Source organism: Streptomyces sp. NPDC005898 (assembly GCF_040629635.1).
Classification (GTDB): Bacteria; Actinomycetota; Actinomycetes; order Streptomycetales; family Streptomycetaceae; genus Streptomyces.
Window position 1 is genome coordinate 70,180 of record NZ_JBEXWC010000009.1, and the last position, 14,577, is coordinate 84,756.

Annotated in this window: 15 protein-coding genes; 7 read left to right on the forward strand and 8 right to left on the reverse strand. The window is 70.5% G+C overall.

What is annotated here, in order from left to right; all coding sequences use genetic code 11:
- The first annotated feature begins 5 nt into the window (after positions 1–5).
- From ABZ385_RS14965 to ABZ385_RS14975, 3 genes are read left to right on the forward strand one after another with little or no spacing between them, the layout of a single operon-like run.
- Positions 6–995, forward strand: a complete 990-nt coding sequence (locus ABZ385_RS14965; protein WP_358582589.1) for a sugar ABC transporter permease — start codon at positions 6–8, stop codon at positions 993–995.
- A complete protein-coding gene (locus ABZ385_RS14970) occupies positions 992–1,822 on the forward strand; it encodes a carbohydrate ABC transporter permease (RefSeq protein WP_358582586.1) in 831 nt (276 codons plus the stop codon). Before ABZ385_RS14965 ends, ABZ385_RS14970 begins: the two co-directional genes overlap by 4 nt.
- A 6-nt stretch (positions 1,823–1,828) precedes the next feature.
- Positions 1,829–3,322 (forward strand): glycoside hydrolase family 3 protein, encoded by a 1,494-nt coding sequence (locus tag ABZ385_RS14975; RefSeq protein ID WP_358911605.1) that lies wholly within the window; start codon positions 1,829–1,831, stop codon positions 3,320–3,322.
- Positions 3,323–3,471: 149 nt separating this feature from the next.
- Here ABZ385_RS14975 and nagB read toward each other — a convergent pair whose 3' ends face one another.
- Both nagB and ABZ385_RS14985 read right to left on the reverse strand, forming a co-directional pair.
- Positions 3,472–4,257 carry a glucosamine-6-phosphate deaminase gene (gene nagB / locus ABZ385_RS14980; protein ID WP_358582580.1) on the reverse strand — a complete coding sequence of 262 codons (786 nt, stop codon included), beginning with the start codon at positions 4,255–4,257 and terminating at the stop codon, positions 3,472–3,474.
- Positions 4,258–4,448: 191 nt separating this feature from the next.
- Positions 4,449–5,207: an SDR family oxidoreductase gene (locus ABZ385_RS14985; protein WP_358911607.1), complete on the reverse strand. Its 759-nt coding sequence runs from the start codon at positions 5,205–5,207 to the stop codon at positions 4,449–4,451.
- Between the two features lie 94 nt (positions 5,208–5,301).
- On the opposite strand from ABZ385_RS14985, the gene ABZ385_RS14990 reads away from it, so the two are divergent.
- Complete coding sequence (locus tag ABZ385_RS14990) at positions 5,302–5,919, forward strand: TetR/AcrR family transcriptional regulator (protein WP_358911609.1); 618 nt, start codon at positions 5,302–5,304, stop codon at positions 5,917–5,919.
- A gap of 331 nt (positions 5,920–6,250) precedes the next feature.
- A complete protein-coding gene (locus ABZ385_RS14995; RefSeq protein ID WP_358696987.1) occupies positions 6,251–7,717 on the forward strand; it encodes a PAS domain-containing sensor histidine kinase in 1,467 nt (488 codons plus the stop codon).
- Between the two features lie 225 nt (positions 7,718–7,942).
- Here the strand turns inward: ABZ385_RS14995 and ABZ385_RS15000 are convergent, their stop codons facing one another.
- Positions 7,943–8,200 carry a WhiB family transcriptional regulator gene (locus tag ABZ385_RS15000; RefSeq protein WP_016639615.1) on the reverse strand — a complete coding sequence of 86 codons (258 nt, stop codon included), beginning with the start codon at positions 8,198–8,200 and terminating at the stop codon, positions 7,943–7,945.
- 315 nt (positions 8,201–8,515) lie between these two features.
- Complete coding sequence (locus ABZ385_RS15005) at positions 8,516–9,484, reverse strand: diacylglycerol kinase family protein (RefSeq protein ID WP_358696983.1); 969 nt, start codon at positions 9,482–9,484, stop codon at positions 8,516–8,518.
- An 80-nt stretch (positions 9,485–9,564) separates the two neighbouring features.
- Here ABZ385_RS15005 and ABZ385_RS15010 point away from each other — a divergent pair, with 80 nt between their 5' ends.
- The gene (locus tag ABZ385_RS15010; protein ID WP_358911611.1) at positions 9,565–10,023 is read left to right on the forward strand and encodes a hypothetical protein; all 459 of its coding nucleotides are present in this window, start codon (positions 9,565–9,567) and stop codon (positions 10,021–10,023) included.
- 3 nt (positions 10,024–10,026) lie between these two features.
- Here the strand turns inward: ABZ385_RS15010 and ABZ385_RS15015 are convergent, their stop codons facing one another.
- From ABZ385_RS15015 to ABZ385_RS15025, 3 genes are all read right to left on the reverse strand, one after another.
- On the reverse strand, positions 10,027–11,055 hold the full coding sequence (locus tag ABZ385_RS15015; RefSeq protein WP_358582565.1) for an RNA polymerase sigma factor SigF: 1,029 nt from the start codon (positions 11,053–11,055) through the stop codon (positions 10,027–10,029).
- Positions 11,052–11,465, reverse strand: a complete 414-nt coding sequence (locus ABZ385_RS15020; RefSeq protein ID WP_030780840.1) for an anti-sigma regulatory factor — start codon at positions 11,463–11,465, stop codon at positions 11,052–11,054. The genes ABZ385_RS15015 and ABZ385_RS15020 overlap by 4 nt, the downstream gene beginning before the upstream one ends.
- Before the next feature lie 247 nt (positions 11,466–11,712).
- On the reverse strand, positions 11,713–11,973 hold the full coding sequence (locus ABZ385_RS15025; RefSeq protein WP_358582562.1) for a UBP-type zinc finger domain-containing protein: 261 nt from the start codon (positions 11,971–11,973) through the stop codon (positions 11,713–11,715).
- A gap of 46 nt (positions 11,974–12,019) precedes the next feature.
- Here ABZ385_RS15025 and ABZ385_RS15030 point away from each other — a divergent pair, with 46 nt between their 5' ends.
- A complete protein-coding gene (locus tag ABZ385_RS15030; RefSeq protein ID WP_358582559.1) occupies positions 12,020–13,618 on the forward strand; it encodes a Na+/H+ antiporter in 1,599 nt (532 codons plus the stop codon).
- Here the strand turns inward: ABZ385_RS15030 and ABZ385_RS15035 are convergent.
- Complete coding sequence (locus ABZ385_RS15035) at positions 13,597–14,541, reverse strand: pyridoxal-phosphate dependent enzyme (RefSeq protein ID WP_358911613.1); 945 nt, start codon at positions 14,539–14,541, stop codon at positions 13,597–13,599. The genes ABZ385_RS15030 and ABZ385_RS15035 overlap by 22 nt on opposite strands.
- Positions 14,542–14,577 lie beyond the last annotated feature (36 nt).

Genomic DNA, 14,577 nt, shown 5'->3' on the forward strand with positions numbered 1-14,577 from the left:
CGAGCATGACCGTGCAGAAGACCGAACGGCCGCCCTCCGGCCCGACGGAGGTGCAGACACCCGACGGCGGACCACGACCACGCGGCCCGCGCAAGGACCCGGGGCGTCTCGCCGGCCTGACGCCCTATCTGCTCCTTGCCCCCGCGATCGTCGCCACCGTGCTGCTGCTCGGCTGGCCGCTGGTCAACAACGGGATCCTGTCGTTCCAGAACCTCAACATGAGGCAGTTCATTCTGCACCTCACGGAGTGGAACGGATTCGACAACTACAAGGAGGTCCTCACCGGCGAGGACTTCTGGCGGGTCACCGGGCGCTCGGTCGTCTTCACCGCCGCCAACGTCGTACTGATCATGATCCTCGGGACGCTGGTCGGCCTGCTGCTCGCACGGCTCGGCCGCAAGATGCGCACCCTGCTCATGGTCGGCCTCGTCCTCGCCTGGGCCATGCCCGTCGTCGCCTCGACCACCGTCTACCAGTGGCTGTTCGCGCAGCGCTTCGGCGTCGTCAACTGGATCCTCGCCAAGATCGGCTTCGAGTCGATGGCGGACCACGACTGGCTCGCCACGCAGTACTCCACCTTCTTCGTGGTCCTGCTCCTGATCGTCTGGCAGTCGATCCCCTTCGTGGCGATCAACCTCTACGCCGCCACGACGACCATCCCCAAGGAGCTGTACGAGGCGGCCGCGCTGGACGGCGCCGGCGCCTGGAAGCAGTTCACCCAGGTGACGCTGCCGTATCTGCGGCCCTTCCTCTACGCCACGACGTTCCTGGAGATCATCTGGGTCTTCAAGGCGTTCGTGCAGGTCTTCACCCTCAACGAGGGCGGCCCGGACCGGCTCACCGAGATCCTGCCCGTCTACGCCTACATCGAGGGCATGGGCAACCAGCACTTCGGCATGGGCGCGGCCATCGCGCTGCTCACCATCCTCATCCTGCTGGCCATCACCTCGTACTACCTGCGGATCGTGCTCAAGCAAGAGGAGGACGAGCTGTGAAGCGCTCGCCGCTGGGCCGGATCTGGCCCAACCTGACCGCCGTCCTTCTCTTCCTCGTCTTCGTCTTCCCCGTCTACTGGATGTTCGCCACGGCGTTCAAGCCGACCGGCGACATCATCAGCGAGGACCCGGTCTGGTTCCCGACCGACGCCACGTTCGAACACTTCAGGACGGCCATGGACGCCGACCACTTCTGGACCATGGTCGGCAACTCCATCACCGTCACGGTCCTCGCGGTCGTCTTCTCGCTCGTCATCGGCGTGACCGCGGCCTTCGCCCTCGCCCGGATGCGCTTCAAGGGTCGGCGCGGCTTCATCATCGGCTTCATGCTCGCCCAGATGGCGCCCTGGGAGGTCATGGTCATCGCGATCTACATGATCGTGCGCGACGCCGACATGCTGAACAGCCTGATCCCGCTCACCCTCTTCTACATGGTGATGATCCTGCCCTTCACCCTCCTGACACTGCGCGGCTTCGTCGCCGCCGTGCCCAAGGAGCTGGAGGAGTCCGCGATGGTCGACGGCTGCACGCGCATGCAGGCCTTCCGCCGGGTGATCCTGCCGCTGCTCGCCCCGGGCCTGATGTCGACCTCGCTCTTCGGCTTCATCACCGCCTGGAACGAGTTCCCGCTGGTCCTCGTGCTCAACAAGGAAGCCGACGCCAAGACCCTGCCGGTGTGGCTCTCCAGCTTCCAGACCGCCTTCGGCGACGACTGGGGCGCCACGATGGCCGCGGCCTCGCTCTTCGCCCTGCCCATCCTGATCCTCTTCGTCTTCCTGCAGCGCAGGGCCGTCAGCGGCCTGACCGACGGCGCAGTGAAGGGATAACTCGCCATGACGACTCTCGCCCACGCCGGTGACACCCTCACCCGCAACGCCCTGGCTGTCCTGCAGCCCGGCTTCGACGGCACCACCGCCCCGGACTGGCTGCGCCGCAGGATCGACGAGGGCCTCGCCTCCGTCGGCCTGTTCGGGCGCAACGTCGAGAGCGCCGAGCAGGTGGCCGCCCTCACCGCCCAGCTGCGGGCCGGACGCGAGGACCTCCTGGTCGCGATCGACGAGGAGAGCGGCGACGTCACCCGCCTGGAGGTGCGCACCGGCTCCTCCTACCCGGGCAACCACGCGCTCGGCGCCGTCGACGACACGGCGCTGACCCGCGAGGTCGCCGCCGACCTCGGCCGCCGCCTCGCCGCCTGCGGCATCAACTTCAACTGGGCGCCGTCGGCGGACGTCAACGCCAACCCGGACAACCCCGTCATCGGCGTACGTTCCTTCGGCGCGGACCCGCTCCTCGTGGCCCGGCACACCGCCGCGTACATCGAGGGCATGCAGTCGTCCGGCGTCGCGACCTCCGCCAAGCACTTCCCGGGACACGGCGACACGGCGATCGACTCGCACCACTCCGTGCCGGTCATCGACGTCGACCGGGACGTGCTGAACTCCCGCGACCTCGCGCCGTTCCGCGCCGCCATCGCCGCGGGCACCCGGGCCGTGATGAGCGCCCACATCCTCGCTCCCGCCCTGGACCCGGACAACCCCGGCACGGTCTCCCGCCGCATCCTCACCGACCTGCTGCGCGGCGAGTTCGGCTACGACGGCCTCATCGTCACCGACGGCATGGACATGCAGGCCATCGCGGGCCGGTACGGCTTCGAGCGCGGCTGCGTCCTCGCCGTCGCCGCGGGCGCCGACGCGATCTGCGTGGGCGGCGGGCCCTCCGACGAGGGGACCGTGCTGCGGCTGCGGGACGCCTTCGTGGCCGCGGTGCGCTCGGGCGAACTGTCCGAGGAACGACTCGCCGACGCCGCCGACCGCGTGCGGGCGCTGGCGGGCTGGGCTTCGGTGTCGGGCGCGGCCGAGCGTTCGGGGGGCGCGCCCGACACCGGAATCGGCCTCGTCGCGGCCCGCCGCGCGCTGACGGTCACCCGCGGCGGGACCTACGCGGCCCCGGTCACCGAGCCGCCCTACGTCGCCACCTTCACACCGCTGCCGAACATCGCGGTCGGCGACGAGACGCCGTGGGGCGTCACCGCCCAACTCGAACGCCGGCTTCCCGGCACGGCCTCGGGCAGCTTCACCGGCGCCACCGCGGGCGCCGAGGCCCTCGCGGCCGCGGGGGAGCGGCGCATCGTCGCGGTGGTCCGCGACGCGCACCGCCACGGCTGGATGTCCGCGGCCCTGGATACGCTCACCGCCGCCCGCCCCGACACGGTGGTGGTCGAGATGGGCGTCCCCCAGTCCGCCCCGACCGGCGCCCTGCACATCGCCACGCGCGGCGCGGCGAGGGTCTGCGGCGAGGCGGCAGCCGAGGTCATCACCGGCGTCTGACCTCGCTGGTCTCCCTGAGCCCGCTGACCGCAGTGACCGCACGCCGAAGGGGCGCCCCCGACTGGGGACGCCCCTTCGACATGCGTGCGGGGGATCGGAACGCCTGTGCGCCGGTTCCGCCCCCGGGCCGGTCCCCGGCGTGGAGGCTCCTACAGGCCCTGCCACTCCGGCTTGTTGGCGTAGGTGTGCCGGAAGTAGTCCGCGAGCTTCAGCTTGGACGCCGCCGCCTCGTCCACGACGACCGTGGCGTGGGGGTGCAGCTGGAGCGCCGACGCGGGGACGATCGACGCGATCGGCCCCTCCACCGTCGCGGCCACCGCGTCCGCCTTGCCCTCGCCCGTGGCCAGCAGCACGAGGTGCCGCGCCTCCAGGATCGTCCCGATGCCCTGGGTGATGACGTGGTGCGGAACCTGCTCGATGTCCCCGTCGAAGAAGCGCGCGTTGTCCACCCGGGTCTGCTCGGTCAGCGTCTTGATGCGCGTACGCGAGGCGAGCGACGAGCAGGGCTCGTTGAACCCGATGTGCCCGTCGGTCCCGATCCCCAGCAGCTGGAGGTCCACGCCGCCGGCCTCACCGAGCGCCCTGTCGTACGCCTCGCACGCCGCCTGCACGTCCTCGGCACTGCCGTCGGGCCCCATGAACGAGGCCTCGCTCAGCCCGAGCGGCCGGACGACCTCGCGCAGCACGACCGAACGGTAGGACTCCGGGTGCCCGGCGGGCAGCCCCACGTACTCGTCGAGCTGGCAGATTCGCGCCCGCGAGGCGTCCACCTCACCGGCGGCGACCTTGGCGGCCAGCGCCTCGTAGATGGGCAGCGGGGTGGAGCCGGTGGCGACACCGAGCAGGGCGTCAGGCTTACGGCGCACCAGGGCGGCCATGGCCTCCGCGATGAGCTCGCCGCCTGCCTTGGCGTCCGGGACGATGACAACTTCCACGCTGGGCCTGCCGATCTGGAGAGGGGACGGGGACTCACCAGGACTGGTGGTATAGACCAATCTAGCAGAGCCGCGTCACGGGAACACTTGTTTCCCGCCGTCCATGCTCACCCCTCGGCCACCCGCGCGCCCCTCGAACGCAGACCCCCCTGCCGGGCTCGCGTCGCGGCCGGCGTCCGGGCCCGCCGCCCTCACAGCCCCAGCGCCGATCCTCCTGTCGCGTCGATGTACTGGCCCGTGATCCACCGCGCGTCGTCCGACGCGACGAAGGCGACGATGTCCGCCACGTCGGCGGGCCGGCCTATGCGGTCGAACGTCGAATAGCCGGCCATCTCCGCCCGCGTCTCCTCGGGCGCGCCGTCCATCATTTCCGTCTCGATGATCCCCGGCGCCACCGCGTTGACCGTGATGCCGCGTGGGCCCAGCTCCTGGGCCAGGGTGTGGGTCATGACGTTCACCGCGCCCTTCGTCATCGAGTACGCCACCGTGATCGGGAAGGCGATCCGGGTGACCCCGGAGGAGATGGTGATGATCCGTCCGCGGTCGCGCAGGCGGTCGAGTCCCCGCTGCACGATGAAGAACGGCGCCTTGGCGTTGACGGCGAACACGCGGTCGTAATCGGCCTCCCGCACCTCTCCCACGCGGGCGTACAGCCCGATGCCCGCGTTGTTCACCAGGATGTCCAGTCCCTCCGCGTGCCGGTCGAACTCCGCCCAGAGCGCCTCGGCGTCACCGGGCACGCCCAGCTCCGCGCCGATGGCGAAGGCCGAGCCGCCCGCCGCCTCGATCGCGGTCACCGTCTCCTTCGCGGCCGTCTCATTGGTGCCGTAGTGCACGGCGACCCGCGCCCCGTCCCGCCCCAGCCGCTCGGCGATGCCCCGCCCGATACCCCGGCTACCGCCCGTGACCAGCGCTGTCTTCCCCGCGAGCCTGCCCGTGGATGCACCCATGGCGGACGCCCCCTCTTTCTCTAGTGGTCGCTACAGAAAAAAACCGTACCCGACCCCGGACCGTTTTTCTAGTGCCCGCTATACAATTCACCCCATGGCGACGAAACAGCGCGGACGCCCCCGCTCCTTCGACCGTGAGACGGCGCTGGAGCAGGCGCTCCGCACCTTCTGGGAGCACGGGTACGAGGGCACCTCCGTCTCCGACCTCACGCGGGTCATGGGCATCGGGGCGCCCAGCCTCTACGCCGCGTTCGGGGACAAGCGGACGCTCTTCGACGAGGTCGTCGTGCGGTACGGGGTCACGCACGGTGCCTTCAGCGGGCGCGCCTTCGCCGAGGAGCCGACCGCCCGCGGCGCCGTGGCGCGGCTGCTGCGCGAGGCCGCCGCCGAGTTCACCGACCCGGACCACCCCCGGGGCTGCCTGGTGATCACCGCGGCCACCAACTGCACTACGCCCGAGGTGGAGGAGGGCCTCCGCGAGCGGCGCAACGCCACCATCGCGGGCATCGAGTCCCGCATCCGCGCGGCGGTCACGGCGGGGGAACTGCCGGCGAGCGTCGATCCGGCGGCGCTCGCCCGCTACACGGGGGCGGTTTTCCAGGGCATGTCCCAGCAGGCGAGGGACGGTGCCACCAGGGAACAGCTGGAAGCGGTCGCCGATCTGGCCATGCGGGCGTGGCCACAGGCTCCGCGGGCGCACAATGGAGTCTGACGGCTGAGGAGGAGCCCCTGACGGACGCGGCCGCCATGCAAAGATCCCGCGCACGCGTAGACAGGGGAGAATGGTCTAGTCCACAATGCGTGGGTAAAGCCTCCGCTCTTCCCGCACAGGAGAGCGGACCGAGGAGCCGGCGCTCTCTGCCCTGACCGCGCCGGATCCTCACGATCGGCCCGCCAGTACCGCACATTCTGGCGGCCGGTGCACCTGAAGGGCTGCGGTGCCGTGGGCGGGTTGAGGGTCCCGCCCTGGCGCCGCGGCTCGTCGGGAATCTCCCCGACAGGACCCGCCGCACACGGCAGGTACGCTCGCACACGTGCCCTCCATGAACGACCTCGTACGCCAGCACACCGCCCTCGGCGACTCCGACCTCGAGTGGCTGCATCTGCTGGTCTCGGAGTGGCAGCTGCTCTCCGACCTCTCCTTCGCCGACCTCGTCCTGTGGGTCCCCACGCGCGACGGCACCCGCTATGTCTCCGTGGCGCAGATGCGGCCCAACACCGGCCCCACCTCCTACCAGGACGACATGGTCGGCCACCTCGTCCCGCGCGGCCGCCGCCCCCTGCTCGACGCCGCCCTGGACGAGGGCCGCATCGTGCGCGAGGGCGACCCGGAGTGGCGCGAGGAGGTCCCGGTGCGCGTCGAGTCCATCCCCGTACGCAGGGAAGGGCGCGTCCTCGGGGTGATCGCCCGCAACACCAACCTGCTCACTGTCCGTACCCCTTCGCGCCTGGAGCTGACCTACCTCCAGTCGGCGTCCGACCTCGCGCAGATGATCGCCGCGGGATCGTTCCCCTTCGAGGGACAACAGGTCGACATGGACGCCTCCCCCCGTGTGGGGGACGGACTGCTCAGGCTCGACGCCGACGGCATCGTCCAGTACGCGTCACCGAACGCGCTCTCCGCGTACCACCGTCTGGGGCTCGCCTCCGACCTGGTCGGTCACCACCTGGGCCGGGCCACGGCCGAACTCGCCCCGTCCCGCGGCCCGGTGGACGAGGCACTGGCCAAACTCGCCAGCGGCTGGGCGCCTCGCGAGTTCGAGATCGAGGGCGGTGACGGGGTGATCCAGCTGCGCGCGATCCCGCTCAAGCCCAAGGGGCCCCGCATCGGCTCTCTCGTACTCCTGCGCGACGTCACCGAACTGCGCCGCCGCGAACGGGAATTGATCACCAAGGACGCGACCATCCGCGAGATCCACCACCGGGTGAAGAACAACCTCCAGACGGTCGCCGCGCTGCTGCGCCTCCAGGCCCGGCGCATCGACTCGGCCACGGGCCGGGAGGCACTGGAGGAGGCGGTGCGCCGGGTGGGCTCCATCGCCATCGTCCACGAGACGCTCTCGCAGAACCTGGACGAGCGCGTCGAGTTCGACGAGATCGCCGACCGGGTCCTCGCGATGGTCGCCGAGATCTCGCCCGGGAAGGTCACGGGCCGGCGCACCGGACGCTTCGGCATCCTCGACGCGGAGGTGGCGACCCCCCTCTCGATGGTCCTCACGGAGATCCTGCAGAACGCCCTGGAGCACGGCTTCCGGGAAGGGGAGACCGGCACGGTCGAGGTTTCGGCGGTGCGCGGCGGTACGACCAAGGACACGCGGCTGCTGATCACGGTGCAGGACGACGGGGTGGGCCTCCCCGAGGGCTTCGACCCGCACCGCTCCGGCAACCTCGGTCTCCAGATCGTGCGCACCCTGGTGGAGGGGGAGCTCGGCGGCACCTTCGACATGGTCCGCGCCCCGGAGCGCGGCACCAAGGTCCTCCTCGACGTCCCGGTCCGCGCGGACAAGTAACCGCCAGTAGCCGTCAGTAGCCGACAGGCAGGCGCCCGGCACTCGGCGGGCACTCGGTGGGCGGGAAGTGCTGGACACAGCAGTGAGCCCCGGACCACTTCGGTCCGGGGCTCACTGCTCACGTTGCGATGCGCATCGGGGGTACTGCGCGGCTGCGGCTCGGGGGCGGGAGATGCGTACTCGCTGTACGCGCCGCCAAGCTGAGGCTCGTAGGGGGCGTGGGCGTCAGGCGCTGGCCTGGCGTGCACGGTTGCGAGCGGCGCGGCGCTTCATTGCACGGCGCTCGTCCTCGCTGAGGCCACCCCAGACGCCGGAGTCCTGGCCGGACTCAAGCGCCCACTGCAGGCACTGCTCCATGACGGGGCAGCGGCGGCAGACGGCCTTGGCTTCCTCGATCTGCAGCAGCGCAGGACCGGTGTTGCCGATGGGGAAGAAGAGCTCGGGGTCTTCCTCGCGGCAAACGGCGTTGTGACGCCAGTCCATGGCTGCTACCTCTCCTTGGTATTACATGCTGTTGCTTGTGAATGTGAACGCTTTCACGAATCCCTCGACACGGGAAGGGCCGACGCCCAGTCGCCTGGTGTGGACCTGTGATGGAGGAGGGGTTCTGGCTTTCTGTGGGGCCGATGTTGCGGGCCGTCCCGATCGCCATGTAGAGATTCGCAAACCTCGGCGGCGGATACAACCCCTTCAGGAAAGTTTTTTTTGATTCCTCAGTGTCGACTGGGTCACAGCCGTACTTCTATGGGGTGGACCCTGGCCTAAACGTTCGAGTGAAAGGACTTTGGGCCCTTCCACTCACACAATCACACGCAGTGCACGGCGAACACCTGTGAACGTCACGCTCGTGCGCAGTCCCAGGTGGTCGCCGTCCATCTGGAGGGGGAGCGGGACCTTCGAATGCAAGGTGAAGTCGGTGAGGTCGTGCAGCGTGACCGCGTGCTTACCGTGCGGTCCCCGCTCCGGCGTGGAGGTCAGGAGCTGCGTCCCGTAACGGGCCACCGCGGCCGTGGAGAGCTTCTTGAGACCGAGCACGTCCAGGCCCGTGTCGAAGGAGGCCCGCGGAGAGGCGTACAGGGGACGATTGCCCAGGTAGGAGTAGGGCGAGGTGTTGCAGACTATCGACATCACCAGGTCCGTCACCGGGTCCTCGCCGGGGCGCTCCACCGTGATCATCCCGCGCCGCCGGTGGGGCTCGTCCAGGAACTGGCGGAGCACCTGGCGCACATAGAGGGCGTGCGTCGACCGTCTGCCCAGCTCGCGCTGCTGTTCGACTCTGCCGACCACGCCCCCGTCGAAGCCGAGCCCGGCACAGAACGTGAACCAGCGCGAGGGAATGGCCTCGTCCTCGGTGCCCGGCGTGCCGCCGGCGATGCCGAGCCCCACCGTGCGCTCGCTGCCCTCGCGCAGGGCGTCCAGCAGGGCGCCGGTGGCCTCCACGGCGTCGTTCGGCAGCCCCAGGGCGCGTGCGAAGACGTTGGTGGAGCCGCCGGGGACGACCGCGAGACGCGGAAGGTGGTCCGGGTCGGGACCGTGGTGCAGCAGGCCGTTGACGACTTCGTTGACCGTGCCGTCGCCACCCAGGGCGACGACCAGCTCGATGTCCTTGCTCTCCGCGGCCTGCCGGCCCAGGTCCCGGGCGTGCCCGCGGTACTCCGTGGTGACCGCCTCCAGCTTCATCTCGCTCGCCAGCGCGTGGACCAGCACGTCACGCGTACGCGCACTGGTGGTGGTTGCCGCCGGGTTGACCACGAGGAGTGCACGCATGCCCAGAAGCCTACCCAGCGGCCTTTACCCGACCCAGACCGAGGTGCCGGTGCGCGGCTACGCGGAGCTACCCTGCTGGGGTGAGCACTCAGCGGAAATCCACCCCTCAAGCCCCGGAACCGGCCGAGTCGGGCCCGCGTCCCGCGCGGCTGACCGCCGCTGCCGCCCTGACCGCGCTGGAGGGCCTCGCCCTGCTCGCCGGGGGCGTCTACATGCTCGTGATGGGTCTCGCCGGGTCGCCCGACAATCCGCGGCAGGCCGAGACCGGTGGTGTCACTCTGATCGTCCTCGCACTGCTGCCGCTGCTGGCGGCCCGCGGTCTGCTGAGGCTGCGCCGGTGGAGCCGCGGCCCCGCGATCATCACCCAGATCATGGCCCTGCCGGTGGCCTGGCAGCTGCTCCAGGCCGACAGCGCGGCGATCCCGGCCGGGATCGCCCTCGCCGTCCTGGCGGTCGCCTCGCTGGTGCTCCTGGTCCACCCCGCGACGACCGAGGCCCTGGGCATCCGGGGCCCCGGCGGCGTACCGGGCGAGAAATAACCGCTACTCCTCCACCAGAAGCCTCTCGCGCAGCTGCGCGAGCGTGCGCGCGAGCAGACGCGAGACGTGCATCTGCGAGATGCCGACCTCCTGCGCGATCTGCGACTGGGTCATGTTGCCGAAGAAACGCAGGAGCAGGATGCGCTTCTCGCGCGGGGGAAGGTCTTCCAGGAGTGGCTTGAGGGATTCGCGGTACTCGACACCTTCCAGGGCCTCATCCTCGGCGCCCAGGGTGTCCGCCACGGCCGGGGACTCGTCGTCGGTGTCCGGGACGTCCAGCGACAGGGTGGAGTAGGCATTGGCCGACTCCAGGCCCTCCAGGACCTCCTCCTCGGAGATGGCCAGTTTCTCGGCGAGCTCGTGCACCGTGGGTGAGCGGCCGTGCAGCTGGGACAGCTCGGCCGTGGCCGACGTCAGCGACAGCCGCAGCTCCTGGAGGCGTCTGGGGACCCGGACCGCCCACCCCTTGTCGCGGAAGTGGCGCTTGATCTCACCGACGACCGTCGGCGTCGCGTACGTGGAGAACTCCACGCCGCGCTCCGGGTCGAAGCGGTCCACCGACTTGATCAGGCCGATCGTGGCGACCTGGGTGAGGTCGTCGAGGGGCTCGCCGCGGTTGCGGAAGCGGCGGGCCAGGTGCTCGACGAGCGGCAGGTGCATGCGGACCAGCTGATTGCGCAGTTCCGCGTACTCCACGCTGCCGGTCGGCAGGCCGCGCAGCTCGATGAACATCGCGCGTGCGCCGCTTCGGTCCTGTGGATCGTGCCGGCTGTGCTGCTCGCTCATGTTTCCCGCCCGTCGCCCGCCGCCCCGGCCGGAGAGCTGCTTCGGCTCCTCCTTGGCGGTCGGCTCTGCCTGCTCCGACACATCGGCCACCGTCACGGGCCCGGGGCTTCCCGGGTCCTCCGGGTGAGGTTTGGCCTGCTGTTCGGGGATCCCGGTGGCCATAGGGCGTACCCCCTCCCTGCCGTCGGCGGGCAGACTCTGTGTGCCGCGCTCTTCGTCACGCACCGGACCGTCCCCGTTCCTCACGCCGGCCCGGGTCCCGCGCCGCGCTTCTTGTAGAGGCTGATCGAGACGGTGTTGTCCTCGGCGACGGTGGAGTCCACCTGGCCCGCGAGGGCCGACAGCACAGTCCAGGCGAAGGTGTCCCGCTCCGGGGCCCGGCCGTCGGTCGTGGGCGCCGAGACCGTCACCTCCAACGAGTCGTCGACGAGCCGGAAGACACAGCTGAGCACGGAGCCCGGCACGGCCTGCTGGAGCAGGATCGCGCAGGCCTCGTCGACCGCGATGCGGAGGTCCTCGATCTCGTCGAGAGTGAAGTCCAAACGCGCCGCGAGGCCGGCCGTCGCCGTCCGCAGCACCGACAGGTAGGCACCCGCAGCCGGAAGGCGGACCTCCACGAAGTCCTGATTCCCGGGCTCGCCTGCGATCTGGGACACCCTCACCTCCAAGGTGGTACAAGCACTTTCGGGGTTCCAGTACCGCCGCCCAGCGGCGGTCCGGACTGCGTCACACGGGTAACGCACCACGTAGTTATGCGGTGACGCTACCGCGCTCCCCAGCTCCGTGTCCCGGGGACCCCGCCCCGTTGCTGTCACTCATAGTAAGCATATGGGTACGCACAGTGGCTAGGGGTCTCGCAGGCCCAATTGGAAAGAAGAGGCGTCGGGTTGACGTACCCAGGCGTCAGACGATCGAACCGTCCACGAAGCACCAGCGCCAGCTCTCTCCCGGCTCGAAGGTCCTCATCACTGCGTGTGAGGTCTCCTCGAAGTGCGCGGTCGCGTGCCGGAACGGCGAGGAGTCGCAGCAGCCCACATGGCCGCACTCCAGACACAGCCGCAGCTGGACGGGGTGACTGCCGGCCGCCAGGCACTCGAGGCAGGTCTCGCTCAGCGGGGCCACCTCGGGGTGGGGCAGCGCCGCGACGTGCTGGCACTCGTTCATGATTGCCAGGTTACGACGAGAACGCGGAAGGCGGAGGGGTCTGCCGATGGACGTACTGCCCCTGGTGGCATTGATCGCGGCGAGCGCCGCGGTGGCGGGGGCCGCACGCAGGACCCCCCTGCCGGCGCCGCTGCTCCTGGTCGGCGTCGGGCTCATCGCCTCGTACGTCCCCGGAGTGCCCGACTACCACCTCGACCCGCACATCGTGCTGCCGCTGCTCCTGCCCCCCTTGCTGCACACGGCGGCACTGGAGAGCTCCTACCTGGACCTGCGGGCCAACATCAGGCCCGTGGCGCTGCTCTCGGTCGGCTACGTCCTGTTCGCGACGCTCGCCGTCGGCTGGCTCGCCTACCTGCTGATCCCCGATCTGCCGCTGACGGCGGCCCTGGTGCTCGGCGCCGTGATCGCGCCGCCCGACGCGGTCGCCGCGACCGCCGTCGCCCGCAGGGTGGGGCTGCCCGCACGGATCACCACCATCCTCCAGGGCGAGTCCCTGGTGAACGACGCGACCGCGATCACCGCCTACAAGGTGGCCCTCGCGGCGGCGGTCGGGGAGGGCGCGAGCTGGTCGGGCGGGGTGCGGGAGTTCCTGGTCGCCGCGGTCGGCGGGATCGGCGTGGGCCTGCTCTTGATGGTGCCGATCCACTGGCTGCGCACCCACCTCAAGGAGGCGATGCTGCAGAACACCCTCTCCCTGCTCATCCCCTTCGTCGCGTACGCCGCCGCGGAACAGGTGCACGCCTCCGGAGTGCTCGCCGTGGTGGTCGTGGCCCTCTACTTGGGGCACCGGTCCTGGCAGGTCGACTTCGAGACGCGGTTGCAGGAGGCCGCGGTGTGGAAGGTCGTCGCGTTCATCCTGGAGTCGTCGGTCTTCGCGCTCATCGGCCTGCAACTGCCGATCGTGCTCAAGGGGCTCGGAGAGTACGGCGTCGGACAGGCGGCCTGGTACGCGGCAGGGGTGTTCCTCCTCGTCGTCGCGGCGCGGTTCGTGTGGTCCTACCCGGCCACCTACCTGCCACGGGCCCTGTCGGCACGGATCCGGGAGCGCGAGGACGACATGGACTGGCGCAGGCCGCTGATCGTCAGCTGGGCGGGGATGCGCGGTGTGGTCTCCCTGGCCATCGCCTTCTCGATCCCTCTCGTCATGGAGAACGGGGAGCCCTTCCCCGCGCGCAACCTTGTCTTGTTTCTGACCTTCACCACCGTCATCGGCACGCTCGTCGTGCAGGGGCTCTCACTGCCGTGGCTGATCCGTGTCCTGAAGCTGCCGGGCCGTGACGCGCAGGCGCAGACGCTCGCCGAGGCGCAGGCGCAGAACGCCGCCTCGCAGGCCGCGGAGGCCCGCGTCGAGGACCTCATGCGGGACGAGCGCAACTGCCTCCCGCAGCCGCTCCAGGACCGTCTGCGCACCGTTCTGGAGCGCCGCCGCAACTCCGTGTGGGAGCGGCTCGGCCAACCCAATCCCGTGACGGGCGAGTCGGCCGACGACACCTACCGGCGGCTGGCGCGCGAGGCGATCGCCGCGGAGCGCGAGGTGTTCGTGAGGATGCGGGACGAGCGGCGCATCGACGACGAGATGATGCGGACGCTGCTGCGCAAACTGGACCTGGAGGAGGCGGCGGCCTACCGGGAGGTCGAGGACTGAGCCGGGGTGTCGCCGGCGCCGGTGATGACCGCGGTGACCCGCGTGCCGGGCGGGAAGGCGCCCTCTTCGGAGAGGGCGGTCAGCGCGTAGAGGAGCTTGGCGACGTAGAGGCGCTCTACGGAGAGGCCCGTTTCCCGGCCGTGGCGGCGTTCGAAGTCCTCGGCGAAAGCGAGCAGCTCGGGAGGCGTCCGGGCGTAGCCGCCGCAGTGGAAGCGCTCGTCCAGGCGCCAGTTGCAGGTCGGGGCACCGAACGTCTCCTGTTGCAGCGCCTTTATGTCGGCGTCCAGGAAGCCGCCCTTGAGGACCGGTATGCCGAGCGCCCGCCGGTCCGGGCCCAGGCCGGCGGCCAGGCCCGCAAGGGTGCCGCCGGTACCGCAGGCCACGGCCGCCACATCGGTGTGCTCGCGCAGTTCCTCTCCGAGCGCCGTACAGCCCTGTACGGCCAGGGCGTTGCTGCCGCCCTCCGGAATCACGTACGGGGACCGCGCGCCCGCCTCGCGCAGGATCGCGGCGAGTGTTTCGGGCTCACGCTTGGCGCGGTACGTCGCCCTGTCGACGAAACGCAGCCGCATGCCGTCGGCACGGCACCGGGCCAGGGACGGGTTGAGAGGACGTCCGGCGAGTTCGTCACCGCGTACGACACCGATCGTGGCGAAGCCGAGGAGGCGGCCCGCGGCCGCGGTGGCGCGCAGATGGTTGGAGTAGGCCCCGCCGAAGGTGAGCAGGGTGTCGTGGCCCGCGTCAGCGGCGGCACGGAGGTTCAGGACGAGCTTGCGGTACTTGTTGCCCGGCAGCTCCGGGTGGATCAGGTCGTCGCGCTTGAGCAGCAGACGCACGCCGTGCCGGTCGAAACGCTCGTCCCGTACGCGCTGCAGCGGCGACGGGAGCCGGGGACTCGGACCGGCGGGCGGGGTGGGGTGCACCCCACCATTGTCCCCCGCGGCACGCCGCCCGGCAGG

Coding starts and splice junctions, on each gene's coding strand:
- ABZ385_RS14965 (WP_358582589.1), top strand. CDS start 6: ATGACCGTGCAGAAGACCGAACGGCCGCCCTCCGGCCCGACGGAGGTG.
- ABZ385_RS14975 (WP_358911605.1), top strand. CDS start 1,829: ATGACGACTCTCGCCCACGCCGGTGACACCCTCACCCGCAACGCCCTG.
- ABZ385_RS14985 (WP_358911607.1), bottom strand. CDS start 5,207: ATGGGTGCATCCACGGGCAGGCTCGCGGGGAAGACAGCGCTGGTCACG.
- ABZ385_RS14990 (WP_358911609.1), top strand. CDS start 5,302: ATGGCGACGAAACAGCGCGGACGCCCCCGCTCCTTCGACCGTGAGACG.
- ABZ385_RS14995 (WP_358696987.1), top strand. CDS start 6,251: ATGAACGACCTCGTACGCCAGCACACCGCCCTCGGCGACTCCGACCTC.
- ABZ385_RS15000 (WP_016639615.1), bottom strand. CDS start 8,200: ATGGACTGGCGTCACAACGCCGTTTGCCGCGAGGAAGACCCCGAGCTC.
- ABZ385_RS15005 (WP_358696983.1), bottom strand. CDS start 9,484: ATGCGTGCACTCCTCGTGGTCAACCCGGCGGCAACCACCACCAGTGCG.
- ABZ385_RS15025 (WP_358582562.1), bottom strand. CDS start 11,973: ATGAACGAGTGCCAGCACGTCGCGGCGCTGCCCCACCCCGAGGTGGCC.
- ABZ385_RS15030 (WP_358582559.1), top strand. CDS start 12,020: ATGGACGTACTGCCCCTGGTGGCATTGATCGCGGCGAGCGCCGCGGTG.